Origin of the sequence: Chitinophaga sp. (assembly GCF_039596155.1) — a bacterium.
In the GTDB taxonomy this organism is placed as follows: Bacteria; Bacteroidota; Bacteroidia; order Chitinophagales; family Chitinophagaceae; genus Chitinophaga.
The window spans coordinates 342,178-363,674 of sequence record NZ_JBCNKF010000001.1 but is presented as its reverse complement, the minus strand read 5'-3'; the positions used below and the strand labels follow the sequence as shown (position 1 = coordinate 363,674).

15 protein-coding genes are annotated in these 21,497 nt (G+C 45.3%); 6 read left to right on the top strand and 9 right to left on the bottom strand.

Annotated elements, in window-relative coordinates; genetic code table 11:
* Positions 1–4: 4 nt before the first annotated feature.
* Positions 5–733, bottom strand: coding sequence for a DUF6348 family protein (locus tag ABDW33_RS01370; RefSeq protein WP_343688274.1), 729 nt, complete (start codon positions 731–733; stop codon positions 5–7).
* A gap of 212 nt (positions 734–945) precedes the next feature.
* Between ABDW33_RS01370 and ABDW33_RS01365 the strand changes: the two genes are divergently transcribed.
* From ABDW33_RS01365 to ABDW33_RS01355, 3 genes are all read left to right on the top strand, one after another.
* Positions 946–1,335: a VOC family protein gene (locus ABDW33_RS01365; protein ID WP_343688273.1), complete on the top strand. Its 390-nt coding sequence runs from the start codon at positions 946–948 to the stop codon at positions 1,333–1,335.
* A 26-nt stretch (positions 1,336–1,361) separates the two neighbouring features.
* Positions 1,362–3,257: an AAA domain-containing protein gene (locus ABDW33_RS01360; protein WP_343688272.1), complete on the top strand. Its 1,896-nt coding sequence runs from the start codon at positions 1,362–1,364 to the stop codon at positions 3,255–3,257.
* Between the two features lie 181 nt (positions 3,258–3,438).
* A complete protein-coding gene (locus ABDW33_RS01355; protein ID WP_343688271.1) occupies positions 3,439–5,598 on the top strand; it encodes a hypothetical protein in 2,160 nt (719 codons plus the stop codon).
* A gap of 287 nt (positions 5,599–5,885) precedes the next feature.
* Here ABDW33_RS01355 and ABDW33_RS01350 read toward each other — a convergent pair whose 3' ends face one another.
* The 8 genes from ABDW33_RS01350 to ABDW33_RS01315 form a co-directional block, all read right to left on the bottom strand.
* Positions 5,886–6,896: an AAA family ATPase gene (locus tag ABDW33_RS01350; protein WP_343688270.1), complete on the bottom strand. Its 1,011-nt coding sequence runs from the start codon at positions 6,894–6,896 to the stop codon at positions 5,886–5,888.
* Entirely contained in the window at positions 6,889–7,518 is a 630-nt protein-coding gene (gene pnuC / locus ABDW33_RS01345) for a nicotinamide riboside transporter PnuC (protein ID WP_343688269.1), read from the bottom strand. Before pnuC ends, ABDW33_RS01350 begins: the two co-directional genes overlap by 8 nt.
* Positions 7,518–9,491, bottom strand: a complete 1,974-nt coding sequence (locus tag ABDW33_RS01340) for a TonB-dependent receptor (protein ID WP_343688268.1) — start codon at positions 9,489–9,491, stop codon at positions 7,518–7,520. Before ABDW33_RS01340 ends, pnuC begins: the two co-directional genes overlap by 1 nt.
* A 180-nt stretch (positions 9,492–9,671) precedes the next feature.
* A complete protein-coding gene (locus tag ABDW33_RS01335; protein ID WP_343688267.1) occupies positions 9,672–10,949 on the bottom strand; it encodes a histidine-type phosphatase in 1,278 nt (425 codons plus the stop codon).
* A gap of 5 nt (positions 10,950–10,954) precedes the next feature.
* The gene (locus ABDW33_RS01330) at positions 10,955–12,316 is read right to left on the bottom strand and encodes a hypothetical protein (protein ID WP_343688266.1); all 1,362 of its coding nucleotides are present in this window, start codon (positions 12,314–12,316) and stop codon (positions 10,955–10,957) included.
* 21 nt (positions 12,317–12,337) lie between these two features.
* Complete coding sequence (locus ABDW33_RS01325; protein ID WP_343688265.1) at positions 12,338–15,106, bottom strand: TonB-dependent receptor; 2,769 nt, start codon at positions 15,104–15,106, stop codon at positions 12,338–12,340.
* A 224-nt stretch (positions 15,107–15,330) separates the two neighbouring features.
* A complete protein-coding gene (locus tag ABDW33_RS01320; RefSeq protein ID WP_343688264.1) occupies positions 15,331–16,890 on the bottom strand; it encodes a tetratricopeptide repeat protein in 1,560 nt (519 codons plus the stop codon).
* Positions 16,891–16,928: 38 nt separating this feature from the next.
* Entirely contained in the window at positions 16,929–17,963 is a 1,035-nt protein-coding gene (locus tag ABDW33_RS01315; RefSeq protein ID WP_343688263.1) for a serine hydrolase domain-containing protein, read from the bottom strand.
* A gap of 140 nt (positions 17,964–18,103) precedes the next feature.
* Between ABDW33_RS01315 and ABDW33_RS01310 the strand changes: the two genes are divergently transcribed.
* The 3 genes from ABDW33_RS01310 to ABDW33_RS01300 all read left to right on the top strand — a co-directional run bounded on the left by ABDW33_RS01310 (position 18,104) and on the right by ABDW33_RS01300 (position 21,495).
* The gene (locus ABDW33_RS01310) at positions 18,104–18,943 is read left to right on the top strand and encodes an SDR family oxidoreductase (RefSeq protein ID WP_343688262.1); all 840 of its coding nucleotides are present in this window, start codon (positions 18,104–18,106) and stop codon (positions 18,941–18,943) included.
* Between the two features lie 104 nt (positions 18,944–19,047).
* Complete coding sequence (locus ABDW33_RS01305) at positions 19,048–20,412, top strand: DNA/RNA non-specific endonuclease (RefSeq protein ID WP_343688261.1); 1,365 nt, start codon at positions 19,048–19,050, stop codon at positions 20,410–20,412.
* Between the two features lie 168 nt (positions 20,413–20,580).
* Positions 20,581–21,495, top strand: coding sequence for a hypothetical protein (locus ABDW33_RS01300; RefSeq protein WP_343688260.1), 915 nt, complete (start codon positions 20,581–20,583; stop codon positions 21,493–21,495).
* Positions 21,496–21,497: the final 2 nt, after the last annotated feature.

Genomic DNA, 21,497 nt, shown 5'->3' with positions numbered 1-21,497 from the left:
TCTATCATTCAGGGCATCTGCGGATAAAAATGAATTGCTTTTTACCCAGGAAACGATCTGTTTCTTTCCATAGTTTATAATCATACTCAATGAGTTCATTGAGCGCATAATCCCATATATTATTATCGAAGCGACATTCACCGATAAACTTACCGCCCGGTTGTCTGCTCAGATAAATTTTGATCCAGTAGAAATCTTTGTAGTCATGACCAGGTTCTGTGATCTCTCTTTCAAAAACCTCTTTGATAGCCGGATAAAGAATGTCAGGGAACGTATTGTCGTGGTGCTCTTCCATATCGTCCATAAAAGCCCCCTGCACCTGGAGGTGACTGTAGTTGAGATGGAACTTGTCGCCGGCAGGACTTTTCAGTTCATAGACCGGTTCATAGTAACCCAGCAGGCATTGGAAGAAACCAGTGAGAAAACCCCTGAAAAACGTATAAGCTCCCTGGCTCATAGCCTCCTCAGGGTTAGTACCTATGGCCGCCATTTCTTCGTACATGATATTATCTCCCTTCAGGCGGATCAAAAAGGCCAGGTGATATACTTTCACGTCATTGCCATGATCCTGTTCGCCAAGTACGTCACAAACAATTTCCAGCTCGAGTTCCCGTAAATAAACGGTCTCCTTTACTGCTTCGATGGTGAGGGTAACGGGGACTTCAAAATCAAACGATTGAACAGCGGTCGCGAGGTGGGAGGCCAGTGTAGGTACAAGTACATTCGTTTCCATGCGGGTTTGTAGGTTAGTTTCCGGCAAACTTATTAAATTTTTTGTAGTGGCGCTGTTTGATTTTCGATCCTGCGGGGCTGCTGATACAACTTTTTTAAATGGTAGAGATGTGGTCATCACATCATCCCGGATTTTATCTGGCTATAGTAGCGGTTGGTGCATGGTCCGGTGGCAGAATATGCTTAAATTGTTAGTTCAACAAAACCCTCGTTATGATACTAACTAACAAAGCTTTCAGTGGATTCTCAGTAAACGATATCAAGAAAGCGAAATCCTTTTACCAGGATAAACTGGGTATGGAAGTGACTGACGGGCCGATGGGCGTGATGGAGCTGCACATCAATAATGATTCGAAGGTATTGATCTATCCAAAGCCCACCCACTCTCCTGCATCTTATACGGTATTGAATTTCCCGGTAGACAACATTGAACAGGCGGTAGATGAACTAAGTAGCAGAGGTATCCGGTTCATTCAATACGGCGGGGAAATCAAAACCGACGAAAAAGGCATTTTCAGAGGAGGGGGTCCATTGATCGCCTGGTTTGAGGATCCTGCGGGCAATATCCTGTCAGTGATCGAATCGCCTGAGAAGGCCATGTAATTGCTGAAAGGCGTACCTTTGCGCCCATGGATTATTTCAAAAAGTTGCTGGATCTGCTGAAGATTGAAAGAGAAGAAGATCGCCAGTCCTACATATCATTAACAGAAAAGACATCTGTAGCAGAACGCCGCGCCAATGGCCTTACCTGGTATCCTATTGCCATCAGGGGAACAGAAATGAGCCGTGGCGACTATCTGACCGTCGAAGTAGAACGCACTACCCATCAGGATATTTCCCATCAACTGCGCTTTGGGGTATCTGCGGTGCTGTTCTCGAACCATGACCCGAAGAAAGATAATATAGAAGGTACTGTCTCTTACCAAAGCGGTAATCGCCTGAAAATCACCCTGCGCACCGATGAGCTCCCTGAATGGGCAAATGACGGCAAATTAGGCATTGACCTGTCATTTGACGACAACAGCTACGAAGAGATGACAAATGCCTTAAAACAGGCATCAGGCGCTGAAAAAAACCAGCTGGTACAAATCCTCACAGGTGCCAAAGCACCGACCTTTAATAATGAACTGCCCCGGTTTACGCATCCCCGGCTCAATGCCTCTCAGCAGGATGCTGTAAACAGGATCCTGGCGGCCAACGAACTGGCTATTGTGCATGGCCCTCCGGGCACCGGCAAAACCACTACCCTTGTACAGGCAATTAAAGCCCTGTATGCACAGGACCGTAAACAGATCCTCGTAGTTGCTCCCAGTAATACCGCGGTAGACCTGCTAAGTGAAAAACTCAGTGACGAAGGCATGAATGTATTACGTGTGGGTAACCCGGCAAGGGTGTCTGAAAAACTGATGTCGCTCACGCTCGACAGTAAAATGGCTGAACATAACAGCATGAAAGAGGTAAAGCGGCTGCGTAAACAGGCGAGTGAGTTCAGGGATATGGCGCATAAGTACAAGCGAAATTTTGGCAAGGCAGAGCGTGAACAGCGCAAAGCGCTTTTTGACGAAGCCCGTAATATAATGAAGGCGGTGGAAAACACAGAGTCCTACATCGCCGAAGACCTGATCAATAAAGCACAGGTGATCACTGCCACGCTGGTGGGGGCTAATCATTACACTGTGAAGCAGCTGAAATATCATACTGTCGTAATAGACGAAGCAGGACAGGCACTGGAGCCGGCCTGCTGGATCCCGATCCTGAAAGCAGAGAAAGTAGTACTGGCAGGAGACCATTGCCAGCTCTCCCCAACCATCAAATCGGAGGAAGCAGCACGTAACGGTCTTGCTTATACATTATTAGAGAAGTGTACTGAATTGCATCCTGCAGCAGTCGTATTGCTGGAAGAACAGTATCGGATGCATGCCACTATCATGGGGTATTCTTCTTCCATCTTTTACAAAGATAAACTGAAGGCACATGCCTCTGTAGCAGCACACCTGCTCTTCTCCGGGGATAGTCCGTTGTCTTTCGTGGATACTGCTGGTTGCGGTTTCGATGAACAGACCGAAGGAACCAGTACCACGAATCCGGAAGAAGCGGCGTTCCTCTTCAAACACCTCTCACAGTTTGCAGCTACATTGAACACCCATTACAAGCCGGCAGATTTCCCCAGTATTGCAATTATCTCTCCTTATAAACAGCAGATCCAGCTCCTGAAAGAGCAACTGGCACATTCTCCGGAATTACAGCCTTTCGGAGACAGGATCACGGTCAATACAATCGATAGCTTCCAGGGGCAGGAAAGAGATATCGTCTATATCAGTATGACGAGAAGCAATAGCGATAGTAAAATCGGCTTCCTGTCTGACATCCGTCGTATGAATGTAGCTATGACCCGGGCCAGGAAGAAACTGGTAGTGATCGGAGATAGTGCTACGCTGTCTCAGCTGCCTTTCTATGCAGACTTCATAGCATATGCGGAAGGCAGAGATGCTTATAAAAGTGCCTGGGAATTTATGGACAGCTGATTGATGCAGGCTGCAGCGGCTAGTTTTACCAGGATATCCCAGGGAGCAAAACTGCTTATATCGTATTTAGGAAGTATTACCTGTTCAAATTACGTATTAATACGCTAGGCGATTTTTTGGGGGGAGTCTAACTTTGTTTCACCACAACGAAGTTAAGTTTCGTCACCCCAAAAAAAACGTCATGGAAAATCTGAAGATCCCCGGTCTGTCAGCGGAGCAACTATTTACCCGTCAGACCTTTCTATTGCAGTCGTTTATTTCGAAGTCTGCTCTTACTAACAGCAATACTACCTGGGAAGAATTGTCCTGTGTAGGTTATAATCCTTCTAAAGGAAAACTAAATGCGATTGTAAGTATTAAGCAAGCCACCGGTTACAGCGGAGGCCTCTGCAGCAATGGCTCTAAAGAGTATGTTCGCTTCTTTGTTGATTTCAAAGATGGCAGCGGTTTTCAGGACATGGGATATACCAGCTTCAAGGTTGCTGATATTTCGGAAGTACCTGCCGGACCGCAACATCCGTTGAAGTATATGACCTCCCTGTACATCAATGATGAGAAATATCGTCGTTTCCTTTCCTGTAACCAGGCTGTAATACCTACAGTAAGAGCGGTGTTATCATGGAACAGCATTCCCGCTGCCGATCCAACTGCTACACCATATTATGGCAATGTGAAAGACGTCAATATTCAACTTCCCCGCAAAAAATTCATCATCTGGAAAGACATCTTCACAGCCCTGAATGTGAAAGAAAAGCCAGACTTTCTGGCAAATATAGACTTACAGGCAAAAGTTGATTTACCTCCTGTAGGGCCTGTGCCACCTTTGGAACAACTGTATGCAACCTATCAACGGGCAGCTGTACCGGACCATCGCACATTCTATGCTACTGTTGCATCGAAGATCAGTAATGGGACAAAATTTTACAAAGCAGCTGCCGCCTACAACCTGGCAGACGTTTCAAAACTGAAGGTAGATATCAGCGCAATCTCCAAGCTTATACTGCAACCTGCAGGCCAGGCGGATGTGACCTTCGAAGAACTGACCTGTGTGGGTTTAAATACTGCACAGGACACGCTGGGCGCAGTGATCAGGGTTAAAAAGAACAGCGGCTTTAGCGGCGATATGTGTCATGCGGGTTCACAGGAGCATGTTGCCTTCTGGGCCGACTGGGATAACAACGGCACATTTACAGAGTATTTAGGTACCGCCAGTGTAACGGTGCACGATATCAGTAACATTCCCGCGGAGGGTATCTGTTACCATGTAGAGCTGCCCGTTAACCTGAGCAAGCATATCAAAAGCTGCATTACTCCTAATATTATCAGGGTACGCGCAGTCTTATCCTGGTCTGCTCTCCCTTCTACTACAGATCCGAATGCACTGAACACCTGGGGAAACCGGGTAGACGCGGTGGTACAGATCCGCACAGGTCAGGCTGCACATGTAGAAGGTGAAATCACGCTGGTAGGTGGTGTAGACCGGGATACTATTGATCCTGTGAGCTTCCTGGTGAATGCCTCTTCTACCCCGACCAAAGACAACAACCGTCCTTATGGCGGATGGGTCAGCTTCCATGGCATCATCAACCGGAATGGTTTCAACGGTGAACTCAAATACCGGATTGAGTACAAGAAATATGGTGCAGCAGACAATACGTATGCACCTGTATCTACGGCGGAAAACTTTTCGATGATCGATTTCAATCCGGATCCGAACCTGGAATATGTAGATTCACAAAGTCCTGCGGATGGCTGGTTTATTTACAAAGCCAATCCGGCACTGGGCATTTACAATGAAAACAATTACCTCGCTGGCTGGAGCACTGGCGGATTGGCTGATGGTAATTATACCATTCGTTTCTCACATTATGATGCAACCGGAACAGTGGTATATCCAGACACCTTTTCTGTCGTGATCTGCAATGAACCAATGACGATCAGTCCCACAGCGAATACATCGTTGGACCTCACTAAATCTATTGACCTGATCATTACTGGTGGTGATTGCCACTGCTATGATAAAACAAATACGAATCACCTCATCAATGGTGAGCTGCGGGCTACGCATCCTTACTTTGCCGCCTGGGATTTCGATCTGCAGCCGGCAGCACATATCAATGGCGCAGCGCCGGTACCACTGCATCACCATTATAATGCAATAGGTGATACGGGTGATGTGAGCCTGCCCTGGCAACTGGATGTGCAGCAAATGGATACCTGTGGATATGCTTTGAGCATCTCTGCACAGACCAGGGTAATCCTGAACAGTAATACACAATTCCCGTGGTATGGCGTGAAAGCGGTAGGCTTCTCGGTTTCTAATAAGTGTCCTAACGCGTAATAGTTTTTTTGATTGATGCTTTTTACCTGTTTCGGGATGTAACCTGTTAAACAGCAACGGCCGGCTTTGGTAAGCCGGCCGTTTTTGCTATTGAGAAGAAAATATATTATCTTCTGTAGATCAAAATATCCATTATTTTATGAAAAAGAACCATTCAAAAAAACTCCAATTGGGCAAGCTTAAAATCTCCAGCTTAGCCACTGACAATCAAGCTAAAGGAAACAACAACGTGAAAGACGCTGCCAGTAATTCCAGTTGCGGTCACATCTGTCCCACAATTTGTTCTCTTAACTGTGTGTGACACTTGAAAAGTTTACGCCTTGTGAACGAAAGTTTACAAGGCGATTTATTAAACTTACAGCCTGCTCAAATCGTTCTCCCCAATCTCCACTGACCACTTCGTATGTAATCCCATACTTTGCAAGTACCAGCCTATGTGAGCTATCCAATTCATTTCTTGCAGCTTCATCCATACGTGTACCATCCTGTACAAACGGAACATCATTCGCCAGATAGAGATACAGGTCTGCTTTGTTGATAGCGAAGATGTCTTTATCCACCTGCATTGTTTGCCCGAAGGTATATTCACCATAGGAAATGGTGATGTGAATATCTGTATCAATGATGAGTAAAGGAGCGTCGGCTGCCCGGATGTTATTAGCATGTGAGGTAGCGATGGCATACAGATCATCCATACTGAAATCGTTGGAGTCTGCTACGATATCACGCCCTGCCTCGCTCACGGCTGCTGCATTGAAGTGTGCAGCGAGCCGGCCGGTGAGTGTTGTCTTCCCGGTAGATTCTGTCCCCAGGATCACGACTTTTTTTACCAGCGTATTTTTTACACTGTCAGGCAGGTAAGGCCATGCTTCCCATAGGTGATTCCTCACCATAGTAGCAGATACAGGAAATAGTTTTCTCTCCGGATCAAAAGGGATATGTGTGATACCCATAAAGCCCGCTACCAGTTCGCCGTAGGGTTCCGAAGTGACTAAGAGAGAATAACCAGGCAATAATTCCCTGAATGCCGCTGCCCATACCCGGGATACACTTTCGGAGGTGACAGAAGTACTGGGCAGCTTGTTCTCATTATAATGATACGTCAGGATTTCAACACGCTGCTCCTCTCTGAATGTCTCATCCATCCAGGATTTTCTTAAAACGTCCGGCATTGCCTCCTGGTCGCTGACACAGATCAATACTGTCAGGAAATCGCATTTGGTGAGGGCAAAACGGATCATTGCCTCATGACCTTTGTGAAAAGGCATAAATTTTCCGAATACAAACGCCTTACGCATAACGCACTTTTTTACGCCACTGCCACAATCCCCAGGATGCGAGTCCCAGGAAAAGTAGGTACTCTAATGATAAAAAATTAATTCCCTTGATAAGGTATAGTACTACACTAATTACATCTACGACAATCCAGAACATCCAGTTTTCCAGTTGCTTCTTTGCGAGCAGCATGGTTGCCAGAATACTGGCTACGGTCACAAAAGAATCAGCATATGGATAAGCTGCAGGCATAGTAAAATATGCAGGGAGCCACACATGTAATTGCCTGATCACCGTACCTAAAATAATCGTACCAATAACGAGACAGGTAATGTATAGCTGTACCCCTTTGGAATTAAGTCTTGTAATAGGTACATCGGCGGTATTACTTTTCCAGTGATACCATCCAAAGATCGTTACAATAAAGAAGTACACCTGTAAGAACATATCGGCATACAACTGCACCTGGTAAAATAAAACGGCCAGTGCGACTTCGTTGATGATACCTGTGGGCCAGGTAAGTACATTACCCCGGGATGCATAGTAGACAGAGATCAGGCCGAACAGGGTAGCCAGCAGTTCGATATAACTGAGTGGATATCCCATGATGGTGCAGGCAATATTGTGTATATCCAGATAATTCATCAGAAGCTGTATTTAAAAGCAGCATACACATTGGTGGGTGCCTGTACAAATAATTTGCGGGTACCATCTGCTTCTACATAACCGTTGTTGTAATATTTAGCACCGGTAATGTTGTTCACGAACAAACTGAGTGTACAGCCACCGATGGTATATGCAGCCCTGGCATTCACTAAAACGTATCCTTTGATGGTGTTGGTATTTGCGAAATCCAGGTAAGAATGGTCCTGGTATCTGCCGGAGACTGCCAGATCCAGTTTTTTATACTGATAGGCAACTTCCTGGTTGATGATAAACCGGGGAGTGAGAATAGGGCTGAAAGTTGTTTTCTCTTCTTCAATACGGCTGTGATTGAAAGCACTGTTGTTGCTGAAAAGGAATGCGTGGCACTGGTAGGATGCATTTAGTTCAATGCCTGTTCTGTAACTACGCTTTACATTGTCTGTGAGCAACAGGCCATTTGGACCTATCTTTCCGTTCAATACGATTTCATTATTGAAGTTCATATAATAACCGTTCAACTGGACATTGAAATGTTGCCGATTGATCCGGACACCCAGTTCCTGATCCACGACAGACTCAGCTTGCTGCTGGAAGGTACTGTTTGCAGGCAGATCGTCGTTGCCTGCGAACAGGTCATTCCTGGTGGGTTCACGGCCTGTGCGGCCAATACTGTAGTAGATGCTGGTGTAATTATTAACAGCGTAGTTCATCCCTGCTTTGGGATTAAAGAACTGCCAGTGCATTTCATTAAATGGTACGCTGCCTTTATAATCAAAGGTAGTGACCCTATACTGGAGGTCTGCGTACAGCGTGAAGCGATTCAGGTAATATTCAATTTTACTGAACGCGCTTAATTCATTTTTATATCCTTTGTTTCGATACAGTTCACCATCTACATTGTCGGTACCCAGGTGACGACGGTTGTATAGGTTACCGTGAATGCCGGTCGTCCATTTGAAGTGTTCTTTTGACAGCGTATAGTTGCTGAATAAACCTACAAAGTGGGATTGGAAATTGTAATCAAAGAGGTAGCCTTCTGATGGAAGGCCCATGTAATTGTTTACATCAAATCCGTAACCGCCTTTCAGGTAAGTATAATACACGCTGGAGCTGATCGTAGTGTGAGCAGTCGGCTGCCAGGTATTTTGTAATTGCACCAGGCCCTGGAAGAAGTGATCTTTTTCATCGGGCAGGTTCGCATTGGTTCTCCTGTCTTTTGCGATAAGTGTATCGGCAACACCCAGCCATGCCATGTCATTCTTTTGATGACCAGCCATCACGTTGAGTTTCCAGGTGCTTTTATCATAGAATAATCCACCGCTTACGAAGATGGATTGTGAGTTGTTGGCAGCATGATACTTATAGCCATCTGTAGCCACCTGTGAGGCACGTACATAGAGGGCTTTGTGATTTTTAACCCCTGTCTGGTATTCACCAAAAACGCGATAGCTGTTGTACGAGCCATAGCCACCACCGATGGTCACTTTTGCAGTGTCATGCAGGTCGGGTGAAAAGAGTTGCACGCTACCGGCATAGCTGGCAGCACCGTTTTTAGAGGTACCGACGCCTCGCTGGATCTGGATATTGCTGATTGAGTTGAGTATATCAGGGTAATTGGAGAAGTAAGCCCCCTGGTCTTCCGGTTCGTTGAGCGGCATACCGTCGAGGGTGGTATTGATGCGGGTCTGGTCCATGCCGCGCATCCGGTAATAGGAGTAGCCCTGGTAGGAGCCGGCATCTGAATACACGGTAACAGAGGGCGTTTCAGAAAGGAGGAATGGAGGTTCCTGACCGGTGTTTTTCTGGTCAATGACTTTCATGTTCAGGTTTTGGTAGGTGACCGGTGTGATGGTGTTGGCTTTGTAGATAACTACTTCGTCTAGTTTCTTCCGGGTGATTGTATCCTTATCCTGGGCATTGACAAACAAAGTCCATAACAATACTGATACAGTGGCAAATAGATGTCGATTCATATATTATATTGTCCTCTAAATTGTTATTAATGGGTTATCACATGACTAGGCCATAGGTGCACAATAATGTAATTATTACACAAATATAGGGATTGGTTTTAAATAACAAAAAAAATGCTTCTGCCTTTCGGCAGAAGCATTTTTGGGAGGGCCTGGCCCCGGCAATTCAATTGAATATGTTTATTGTACGTTCAATAAGTATTTATGCATATCATCTCCCGGCTTCACTCCTATCTTTTTCAACCTGGACAGGTAGTAGTTTTTCACATCTTCCCATTTATAATATGGATAAGTATTGGTTTTTACCGGCAGGGCTACTTCCCGTTCATTCAAAAGAACTTTGATAAGAAATTGTTTCCCATTACTATAAATAATCCACTGGATATTCGCGCTCAAAGGAATGATATCCTCAGCATGCCAGTGTTTATCAAAATCAAAAATACTGGCAGCGGGTACACTGGCCCCGGGGATTCCCATTAGTGTAGCCAACGGGGATATTGCTTCTGCATGGGAGAACCTTAATAAAGCATCTTTCTTTACCTTTCCTTTTACCAGGTTGTCAGTTGAAGTCACCAGGTCCAGCAATAAAGGAGCCGCTATTCTTGCTTGTATCCCCAACGTATCAATGCCTGGACCCTTCTCCAGGAAATCAGCCGCGCTATTTACCTTATCCAGCCATTGCAGCTCTGGTTTTGTAAAAGCCTTTCCGAAATCAAACTGCACATTCGCTTTCTGCATTTCCATTACCAGAGAGAACTGGATACTGTAGAGGTCATATAACCATTCAGTTACTGCAGCTTGTTCCTTTTCAGCTAACGGCCCGGTAAAGATCCTTTTACTTACATGCGATGCGATTTCTTTAGTACGAGGATCCTGCAGCAATGAATCTATTCTTATGGTGATCACCTTCCCATCTTTATATGCATTATATGCAGGTGAAAGGTCATAAAACCGAAGCACATTTTCATTTGTGTCCTGTACTAATTTAAATTCCTTCTTTCCTTTGTAATCAGCAAATGCTTTCAGGAAGCCGTCTGCACTCTGCCGGGTTCTCTTTTTATGCGTTACTTCAATTGTTACACCACGGCCAATGAAAGCGGTGGCTTCTCTGTTACGCAAGCGTGCTCCTATGTCATGCTGTTCTGCATCGCCCAGCAAACTGATATTTTCGTAGTTATCTTTTTCAATCTCCAGGAACTGTGCCGTCATCACCTTTATACTATCACCCAGCGGTGTTAGTGATGATTTATTCAGCAATGCCAGGAGTTTTACATCACTACCAGCTTTCGTCATAAACCGTGCACCATGCCGGCCTGTATAGTTCACATATACAGCACTGTATCCTTTGGGCACCGGTGTATAATCAGCCTGTTTAAATGGATATGGCGTTTTTGTTCCTGTATAATTCTGCCCTGCAGCAGTCACACTCAAAAATAAAAAGAATACGATCTTATACATGCTCATTATTTAGAAGCTAAACTGGTAGTATAGTGCTGGTTGCCTGTTCCATCGGACTGATAAGCACCCATATCGACACCTGGTTGAAGAATGGTAGCGCCATAGATACCGCCTGTTGTTACTTTCGCCTGCGCTTTGAAGCTATCTGCGTCTCCTTTTCTCAGGCCCGGAGAACCTGGCAGCAGTGTCCAGTTGTAAGCGTTGGCAGTGATGATTGTCAACGGCATTTTTGAGATATCCAGTGGAGGCGTCACTGTAGAGAAATCAAACTGATCCACATCATATGAACCAAAGAGCGGGTTCTTATCTTTTACTGCTGCACTGCTAATGTCTGCACTGCCTGCTTTTGCTACACCATCAGTGGCATTGAACTGCTTGATCATGTAACTTGCATTCGCATAATAATACTGGTTGTTATGCGCAATGTCGGTTGTATCTGCATCTGATGTAATTCTCAATCCAAACCGGCAATTTATGATAATATTATTGTAAATCTTACCCTGTGCACCTTTTTCGAAGTTGATAGAACCGCCACGGCCAGATTTTACCTGACGCATCCCTCCATTCAGGATAGTATTGTTATATACATACACATTTGTCTGAATAGTGGCACCTCCACTATTAGAAGCCTTGAATGAATTGGTTGCAGCACCGATGGACACATTGTACGCTACATCGCCCACTGTGCCTGCTTTCATGTTCAATGACTCGCCGCCAGCTTTTCCACATGCTTCAAATGTATTACGCATGAAGCTGATGTTGCCGTGGAGGATACGGATCCCATCATCGGTGCTACCATAGAACCAGGAATCTTCTACGATCACATGACCGTTGATATTCGTATAGCTCAAAAAGTTACGTGGATCACCGGAAGCAAATACAGCCGGATCGGCGCCATCGCCAGCAGGACCACCGGCAAATTCCAGGTGTGTCCATTTGATGATCACATCTCCACTGCTTGCTCCGCACTGAATGCCTCCCCAGAAACCGGCACCGATATGTGAGGTAGTACGGAGGCTGTCCAGTACTGTAATGAAGTTGTTTTTGTCTTGTGTACCGAGGCTAATGAAGGTACCGTTATTCGTGATCTGAGGGCTTGTTGCGGTCGTTTTACCGTCACCCAGTGCAATCAGTTTAGTACCTTCCTGCATCAACAGCGTATCACCTGCATTGATCGTGATATCAGAGCTGAAATAATAAGTGTGACCAGATACCAGGGTTCCTTTTACAGAGCCGGACAAAGTATCTGAAGTAATGGTCTGACCTACAGTGACAGCGGCTGTAGATACCTTTACAGATTCTTCTTTATGACAGGCACTGAAAGCAACTCCCAGTAAGCCTAACAGCAGTATATTCTTCGTTTGCATTGTAGTCTGATTTTGTTGGTCTTATAATTTGAATTTTACTCCCAGCAGGTAGTTTGCACCATAGGTATCTTTACGAACAAATGTGTTCCTGCCCAGTGTCTGGTGAGGTACACTACCGGTCACACCGCTTGCAGTATAAGGCTGCCTGATCTCCAGTTCGTAAGGTGTGTTCAGGATGTTGTTCACCTTTGCATATACCGCGAAACGCCTGCAGAACCTCTTTTCGATTGAGAAGTCCATCTGTGTGAAACCTTTCTGCCAGATATCATTGTCCAGGAACTGAGATACAGTATTGATCCTTCTGCTGGTGTATCCCATTGCCAGCTGCGCATTCAGACCGAGTTTGTTGTCATCCTTGAATAACAGGGAAACGTTTGCGACGTGTGCTGACTGGCCCTGTAATGGTCTTGTCTGATCTACCTGTTTCTGCGATGTACCTGTACCGGTGCTATAGTATAAAGTCTTTGCAGTCGTGATTGCAGAATGTGTATATGTGTAGTTTGCTCTTACACCAAACTTGCGGAGGTATTTAGTAACATCCAGTTCAAAACCGTAGTTGCTGGCCTTACCGAAGTTGTCAGGCATATAGTATACGTTGGTACCCACGTTTTCCAGGGCATATTCAATCGGATTGTTCAACCTTTTGTAGAATACACCTGCCAGTAACTGGTCCAGTCCATGAGGATAATATTCATAGCGGAGGTCAAAGTTGTCAGCAGTCGTTCTCTTCAGGTTAGAGTTCCCTCTTTCCTGGTAGTCAGCATCCGGATCGCCGCCGGTATGTGGGATCACTTCGTAGAAGTTTGGACGGCTGATAGCAGAATAATAAGATAAGCGAAGTGCCTGGTGCTTATCGATGGTGTATTTCAACAAACCGCTGGGTAACACATCGTAATAATTAATAGAACCGGTTTTACCGGAAACGGTTTTAGGTACTGCACTGTTCCAGCTCAGGTCAGTGTGCTCATAACGGGCACCACCAGTCAGTTCCAGCTTGCGCCAGCTGATCTTTGCCATGGCATAACCGGCACCTACGTTCTCAGTAGCGTCGTAGTTGAGTGCGTTGGTAGAAGTACCTTCACCATTGAATACGGTGAAGTTGTTATTATTGATATTACCGTTGTAAGTCTGCGTGCTTGGATCGGTAGGACGCAGGGTGTATGCATCATACGTACTGGTTCTGGTTTTGTTGCGGTACATACCACCTACAGACCAGTCAACTTTGGCCTCTGCGATCGCTGTTTTATATGTGAAGTTCAGGTAACCTGCTTTATCCTGATCTGAGTTACGGGTGAACTCGCGGGTAGAAGTACCATCCAGGTAGAGCGGAGCCTGTACCAGTGCACCGGTGGTTGCATCTTTGCTTACGCCGGTAGTGAGGCTCAGGGTAGCTTCGTCAGGTCTGTTGTCAGATGCTTTGCTATACACGGCAGACCAGTCCATGTGCAAATGAGGGGCGATCTCGTGGTTACCACTCAGGGTAGTATTAAAGATCTGCTGTACATCGTGGTAAGTTCTGTAACTGTTACTGATACGACCTGTACCTTCGCCGGTACGACCCAGGATCAGGTTGGTGTCAGATTTACTTCTGAATTCGTTCTTAGCCAGGTTCATATAAGCTACATACAATTTGACCTGGTTCTTATCGTTCAGTTTGAGGTCAAATTTGGTATGCAGGCCGCTACGTTGCTGTTGAATAGAATAATTCCTGGCTTCGATGCTGGTTACTTTCGCGTCGCCATTGTTCATATCTGTTTCAGTATCGAAGAATACAGAATTTACATTCCTGTAGTTATTCAGGTAGCTCCCGGCTACGATGATACCCAGTTTATCTTTCCACACACGACCACCTGCAGACAGGTTGAAAAGGGTATTGATCGGATTTTGTTTCGTATTGTAAGTGAAGGCACTGTTAGGGAAGTCCTTCATAGTAGCCTGATAACCGGCACCATTGGTAGCTCTTGGCGAGCGATCGAGGCTTGCGCTGTGATCGAAGGTGGTAAAGTCCTGATGGGCAAATTTATCGGCATAGCCTACAGCAGCATTAGCACGGATGGTCAGTTGATCAGGCGCATCTTTCATCACCATATTAATCGCACCACCGATGGCATCACCTTCCCTGTCAGGTGTGAGCGACTTGATCACTTCCAGTCTGTCCAGGAGGTCAGCAGGGAAGATATCCAGTGGTACATAACGGTTCTTATTGTCCGGGCTGGGGATCTTGATACCATTTACAAGGGTGTAAATGTAACGTTTGTCCATCCCTCTGATGATCGGATACTGTCCTTCACCATTTGTACTTCTTTCAAGGGAAACGCCGGAAATACGCTGAGAAACGTTTGCAACGGAGAGGTCAGGAGAGATTTCAATTGTTCTGGCAGCAATGGAGTTCATCACTACGTTGGCTCTTCTGTCGGCCTGCATAGCGGAGGCGGCAGTTGTTTTATCATGTTTACCGGATACGTCTACAGCATGAAGGGCGCGTTCTTCTCTTTCCAGGGATATCCGGAGCGGTGCACCGGCTGAAATAGTACCGGAGAAATGTTTATATCCTACATATTTTACATGTACGGGGTAAGAACCTTCAGGGAGGTTTCTAAAAATGAAAGCGCCATTCAGGCCAGAAACTACAGATTGTTGTTTTCCTCCGGCTTCGATGGTGATGCTGGCACCTGATAAAGGGTCGCCGGAAAGTTGATCAACGACCAGACCGGTCATGTTGATCTTTTGAGAAAAGGCTGAAAGTGTCCCAACAATCAGCATGATAAAAAGAAAGAATTGTCGCTTCATTGTAGCAGTTTTAAAAAGCTGCTGCAAGTTGAAAAATGTGCGTTTCGAAACCCAAAAACAGGCGTAAACAAAATGTAACAGCGTGAACAGGAGCGTATACAAGACAGCAACAACACACTTTAAGTCATTGAAAACCAATCACCACATTGTACATTAACAAATTGTTACCGTAACAAGGCGGTGGTATTGTGCGATTGTATTTGCCTTCCACAGCACCTGTTTTGTTACAACGAGTGAATAAAAGCAGAGAGACTTTCTCCCTCATCCAAACCCAATTTTTTACGCAACCTATAGCGCGATACCCGCAAACTATCCTGGGATATTGCCAGCAAGGTGGCCATATCTTTTGAGTTCATATTTAACTTGATCAGGGCAGCTAAGCGCACATCATTATAACTGAGGTCTTCTTTTTTCTTCCGGAGGTTTGCAAAGAAATCCTGGTGGATCTGTTCAAAAACATCTCTGAACTCATTCCAATACTCGTCGTGATTAAAGCTTACATTGATCTGTTGGAGTACCTGCTGGATCTGTTTTTTCTGGTCCCTTTTATCATCCCGGGCCATTACTTCCAGTTTCCCTTTCAGCTCTTCCAGTAACTGGTTTTTCTGGATCATATGAAGGGTATTGGATGCCAGTTCTTTTCCTTTTATCTCCAGTTCCTGTCTCAGTTTATCCTCCTGTAGTTCTTTATTTTCCAGTGCAGTCTGCATCAGTTTCTGCTGTGTAGCATGCATTAACCGCTGGCGGCTGAGGACCACCCTTCCTAATACCAATAATAAGATAATGACTACAACGGTGGCGATGGTCACTATAATATGTATGTCTCTGGTATGTTCCAGTCCGATGATCTCAGCATCTTTTTTATTAATATCAAACAATACACTGAGAAAGGCGGTTTGCCGGTTATTTTCCAGGGAGTAAATATCGATAGTGGCTTTGCGGGAGAGTTCTGCATACAGGTAAGCACTGTCTTTTTGCTGCATCAGCGCATAGGTCTTGCCTAAGTCCCTGTAAGCGGCGCCTTTTTCGTAGAGGTCATTTGTCTTTTCTGCCAGTATGAGTGCCTGCCGGGTACGGGAGAGGGCTTCATTGTATCGGCCGGTTTTACGGAAAATGTCTCCCAGGTTATTTAACACTTCTATGCTGGCTACACTTTGGTGCTCCTGTTCATAGAGATCGTATGCATGACTATAGTAATAATATGCAGAGTCAAAACTTGAGAGGTCTTCGTAGATACTGCCTATGTTCTCGTAGATCTTAGCCATCCCCTGTTTTATCGCAAGACTGCTGTATTGCGATAAAGCCTTACGCTGGTAAGCAAAAGCGCTGTCGTATTTAGCGCTTTTTTCATATAAGTGTCCAATCTTGCCGTAAGTTACCGCAAGCCCTTCCCTGTTTCCGCTTTGCTTATATATTGATAAGGCCTCATCATATTGTTTACGGGCAAGCGGGATCTGCCTGTTATAATAATATAAGATCCCCATATCATTCAGATTGGCAGCAAGCAGGTCTTTCCGGTTTTGTTCACGGAATATTCTGTCAGCTTTGAGATGATACTCCAGTGCCTGTGGATAATTGCCCAGGTAATAACAGATATTACCCATCTTTTGAAGTGACACGCCGGTAGTGACATGATCTTTTTCTTCAATAGATTTACTGTATACTTCCTTTAATTTCGAAAAGGCGGAGTCGGGAAATTCGAGCGTAGTCTGTTCCGATTGATCTACCTCCTGTGCAAAAGCACTGTTCACTGCCAATAATAAGCACAATAAGATGATACGCATACTGATGGCAAAGAAACAGCTTTAATATTAAGAAATTGTTAAGGCTTGCTGTTCAGGATGTCTCTGATCATCTGGCGGATCTGTAAACTTACGAGTGAACTCTTTTTTAATTCTGTTCTGGTAAAGATAATACCGGCTACGTGATGTACTTCATCCTGCCAGGGATGGGTACCAAAAGCACCTGGGCTGCTTGTTTCCAGCACTTTTCCATCAGGAGTAACTACATCAATCCAGTTACCGATACCATACCGAACGGGTTTATCTGGTTGAGGTGAAAACGGATTTCGGGGATAGGGAGTATTTTCTATTTCAGCGCCGTTGGTCTGGTCCTGCAGCATAGTGTTGACGGCACCTTCGCTTAGGACTCTTTTATTATTATATACACCTTTGTTCACAATCATTTCCAGGAAATGCATGTAATCGGTAGCAGAGGTTCTCACACCACCCGCGATCATAGGATTGCGAAAACTCATGATAATATAATTCGCTTTCATATCACAGGGTTTTCCTATTTTTTCGTTGAACAATTCCTGCCAGGATTTACCGGATACTATTTCAGCAATTCTACCTGCAATCTGCATGCTTACTCCACCATAGTTGAATTTTTCACCGGGGGCGTGAATGAGTGCTGTATTGACAGCAATAGAATCTACCGCTGATGCAAGTGTCATGAATGCACTGGATTCATAGTGGTTCGGACTGTTACCGGGAAAACCACTTGTATGCGAAAAGAGCTGGCGAATGGTAATATTCCCTTTATGGTATTGTGTAAAGATGGGGAGAAATTTACCAATCGTATCTGTCAGTGACAATTTCCCTTCATCAACCAATGACATGATCACTGCACCAGATAACCATTTGGAACAGGAGGCGACCAGTCTTTTATCATCTACACGTAAGTCCAGTTCCTTCTTATAGATTACCTTTCCGTGCTGGGTCACCAATACAGCAACACCATCGTCGTATGCGGAGGCATGGTCCTCGATGAATTTATCGACAGCGGAGAAATCGTACCGTTGCCCATATACAATAGTGCTGTAAAAGCATAATAGTGTGATTAGGATCTTACTCATAGTATTGAAGGTACATGATGTTGAAAATTCCTCTTTCCCCTTTCTCCGTGAAGCTGTTAAATTCCACCCTGAAATTTCGTTTTCTTACAATACCGTCTCCGGCCAAAGGTCGAATTTTGAGTTATAAAAATACAAACATTATGATCTTAATTACAGGCGCAACCGGCAATTTCGGTACTGAACTCACAAAGCAACTGGCGGCACAGGGCATTCCATTTCGTGCATTGGTAAGAACACCCAAACATATCGAGGGTGCAACAACCGTTATCGGAGATCTGGGGGATAAAAAGAGTCTTATAAAAGCATTAGAGGGTGTAGAAAAGGCATTTCTATTGACCCATTCAAGTGAAGAAGCAGAACAATTACAAAGTAACTTTGTAGATGCAGCTGTAGCAGCCGGTGTAAAGCACATTGTAAAACTATCTCAATTTGCAGCAGCGAAAAACTCACCTTTACGCTTTATGAGATACCATGCAGCGATCGAAGAAAAGATAATACAATCCGGAATAGCCTACACATTCTTAAGGCCTAACTTATTTATGCAGGGATTATTGGGCTTTGCCGACCTTATCAAACATACCCGGCAGTTTTATGCTGCGATCGGCGATGCTGCTATCAGTGCAGTGGACGTCAGGGATATTGCAGCTGTAGCAACGATTGCACTGTCCCAACCCGGGCATGAAAATAAGATCTATGATCTGACCGGTCCTGCTGCCATTACACATGCGCAGATGGCACAATATTTATCTGCAGCTACCGGGCAATCTATTTCCTTTGTAGATGTACCCGCACAGGCGATGCGACCTGGATTGATACAGGCTGGCTTTCCGGAGTGGCAGGCAGATGGGTTGCTGGAAGATTATGCACATTATGCCAGAGGAGAAGCCGCGCTGGTGAGCACAGTGATTGAAGATGTAACCGGACGTCCTCCGGGAGATTTTGCCTCCTTTGCAAGAGATTATGCGCCGGTTTTTAAATAAACCGGCTTTTTTAGTAACAAAATAATAACCTGCTGCTCAACACCGCCTGCCCGTTAAATAACGTAAATTTCCACTTTAGAAAAACCCTTATAAAAACCCAACGCATGAAAGCCCATCTGTCGTCCAGGCTGCTATACATTATAGCAGCAGCACTTATTGTCGCATCCTGTCAGAAAGACCAAGCTCCTGCACCTATCGCTAACAAGGAAAAAACGGTGGCTGCTACGACCGCAGCTACGACCACTACGTTAAGCGAATCTTTCGAGTCAGGTACTAAAACCTCCTATGCAGCAGGCAACGTTACGCTTAGCAGCGGTAGCTGGAGCCTGACGGATGCACTTCTTGGCGATCTCTCCACTGATGCTAAGAACGGTTCTAAGTCCGTTCGCATCCGCAACACCGGTACCCTCAATATGAACTTTGATGCTACCGGCGGCGCTACCACTATTACCATTGCACACGCTGCATTTGGCACTGATGGCAGCAGTACATGGCAACTCTGGATCTCTACCGACAATGGTAGCTCGTATTCACAGGTAGGCAGTACCGTTACCAGTTCTTCCTCCACCCTGTCTACTGCTACTTTTACAGTGGCCGTTACGGGAAGTTACCGTCTCTCCATCCGTAAAATATCCGGAGGTAGCAACCGCATCAACATCGATGATATCGTTGTTACAACTGGCACTTCTACCGGTGGTGGTGGTACTGGTGGTACTACCGGCGATAACAGCCACCTGCTGTTGGGTAATCCGAGTGGTGCTGTAGCCAGCTCAGTGTTCACGACTAACTACCTGTACGATGCTACTTATTACATCGAATCTTACAACAGTGTAAGAGGTACACCTAACTGGGTAAGCTGGCACCTGAACAGTGCTGACATCGGCAGTGCTTCCCGTCAGAATGATTTCCGGAATAATACCGACCTGCCTTCCGGTTGGTACGAGGTAGGTGGTACAAGCTATTCAGGCAGTGGTTTTGACCGCGGGCATAACTGCCCTTCCGGCGACAGAACAGCTTCTGTTTCGGCTAACTCCTCCACTTTCCTGATGACAAACATGATTCCGCAGGCACCGAATAATAACCAGGTGACGTGGGAAGGTTTTGAGTCTTATGTCAGATCGCTTGTAAGCGCCGGTAACGAGTGCTACATCATCATGGGTAGCTATGGTACGGGCGGTACCGGTAGTAATGGCGCGGCATCTACCATCGACGGCGGGAATGTAACTGTGCCAAGCAATGTGTGGAAAGTAGTGGTTGTGCTTTCAAATGGTAACAGTGACTTAAGTCGTATCACCACATCTACCAGAGTAATTGCCATTAATACGCCGAATAATAACTCCATTGGCAGTGACTGGAAAAGCTACCGCACCAGTGTAGATGCGATCGAAGCGGCTACGGGGTATGACCTGCTTTCTGCAGTATCTACCACCATACAGGCTAGTATTGAAGCGCAGGTAGATAACCAGTAAGCTCTTTAGAGAAAGATGATTTATTGCTGATATTTTATTAAAGCCCGTTCATGTATAAGGGCGGGCTTTATTTTTTGTCCTATCTAGTTCTGTGAAATTTTTCTTCGCAGAATCCCCTACCTTGCTATCGCACCGCACACCACGTTAAAAACCCAAATCACTTCTTTTATGAAACAATTATTCTATGCAGTAGCACTGTCGGTAGCCGTTGTTGCCTGTAAGAAAGACGCAGAACCCGTAAAAAAGCCGGACACCGAAGCTGTCGTAACATCTTCACTACCCACTCACTTTAAAGTAGCCTACTACGCGTACGATGCTACTCCTAACCTGCTTCCACTTACAAATTTTGCCAACGAAGCGAACGTAGTTGTACTCTTTGAAGGAACACCGTACGAAATTGCCGACTCAACACATTATGGCAGCAGCAGTAGTTACATTCTAACGGTGAACCCTAACTATCATTCCTACAAGTCTATCATGGATCATGTTCATATTTTACAGGCCAGGGGCGTGAAAGTATTGTACAATATTGACGACGCGAATTCATGGAATACAACGACGCCGTTTACCACTTACAATGGTACAGGATTGAGTTATACACAGTTTGCCGCCTTTGTAAAAAGAATGGTAGTTGATTCCCTCCACCTAGACGGTATTGCGCTTGACGTAGAACATATGGGAAGTACGCCAGCCAACGCCAATTTCAAAAACCTGGTAAAGGAATTTGGTAAATACTTTGGTCCGCTATCTTCCAGTCCTGCTACAACGGTGTATACCGCCGCTATTTATAGTACGCCTGCTGCCGGCTATGCCATTGGTCAGGATACTTCGGTGGCCAGGTACATGAATTTTGTAGAAGACATGGGTTACTTCCAGAATAACACCACCAGGTTTAACCGTTGGGCCAATGTAATTGGAGGTTCCAGGACGATGATCGGCGTGGCAAAATCTTACAATTCACTGAGCAATGCGGTGGCAGCTGCGCAATGGTTACCTTCTTCCGGGGTGAAAGCTGGTATTATGGTGTTCGCAGGAAATGTAGATTCTTCCTATACAAATACGGTTTTCAGGGCATTGCAATAAGC

Bases quoted from the DNA above. Each gene is read 5' to 3' on its own strand.
- ABDW33_RS01370 (WP_343688274.1), bottom strand. From the start codon at position 733: ATGGAAACGAATGTACTTGTACCTACACTGGCCTCCCACCTCGCGACC.
- ABDW33_RS01365 (WP_343688273.1), top strand. From the start codon at position 946: ATGATACTAACTAACAAAGCTTTCAGTGGATTCTCAGTAAACGATATC.
- ABDW33_RS01360 (WP_343688272.1), top strand. From the start codon at position 1,362: ATGGATTATTTCAAAAAGTTGCTGGATCTGCTGAAGATTGAAAGAGAA.
- ABDW33_RS01355 (WP_343688271.1), top strand. From the start codon at position 3,439: ATGGAAAATCTGAAGATCCCCGGTCTGTCAGCGGAGCAACTATTTACC.
- ABDW33_RS01350 (WP_343688270.1), bottom strand. From the start codon at position 6,896: ATGCGTAAGGCGTTTGTATTCGGAAAATTTATGCCTTTTCACAAAGGT.
- pnuC (WP_343688269.1), bottom strand. From the start codon at position 7,518: ATGAATTATCTGGATATACACAATATTGCCTGCACCATCATGGGATAT.
- ABDW33_RS01340 (WP_343688268.1), bottom strand. From the start codon at position 9,491: ATGAATCGACATCTATTTGCCACTGTATCAGTATTGTTATGGACTTTG.
- ABDW33_RS01335 (WP_343688267.1), bottom strand. From the start codon at position 10,949: ATGTATAAGATCGTATTCTTTTTATTTTTGAGTGTGACTGCTGCAGGG.
- ABDW33_RS01330 (WP_343688266.1), bottom strand. From the start codon at position 12,316: ATGCAAACGAAGAATATACTGCTGTTAGGCTTACTGGGAGTTGCTTTC.
- ABDW33_RS01325 (WP_343688265.1), bottom strand. From the start codon at position 15,106: ATGAAGCGACAATTCTTTCTTTTTATCATGCTGATTGTTGGGACACTT.
- ABDW33_RS01320 (WP_343688264.1), bottom strand. From the start codon at position 16,890: ATGCGTATCATCTTATTGTGCTTATTATTGGCAGTGAACAGTGCTTTT.
- ABDW33_RS01315 (WP_343688263.1), bottom strand. From the start codon at position 17,963: ATGAGTAAGATCCTAATCACACTATTATGCTTTTACAGCACTATTGTA.
- ABDW33_RS01310 (WP_343688262.1), top strand. From the start codon at position 18,104: ATGATCTTAATTACAGGCGCAACCGGCAATTTCGGTACTGAACTCACA.
- ABDW33_RS01305 (WP_343688261.1), top strand. From the start codon at position 19,048: ATGAAAGCCCATCTGTCGTCCAGGCTGCTATACATTATAGCAGCAGCA.
- ABDW33_RS01300 (WP_343688260.1), top strand. From the start codon at position 20,581: ATGAAACAATTATTCTATGCAGTAGCACTGTCGGTAGCCGTTGTTGCC.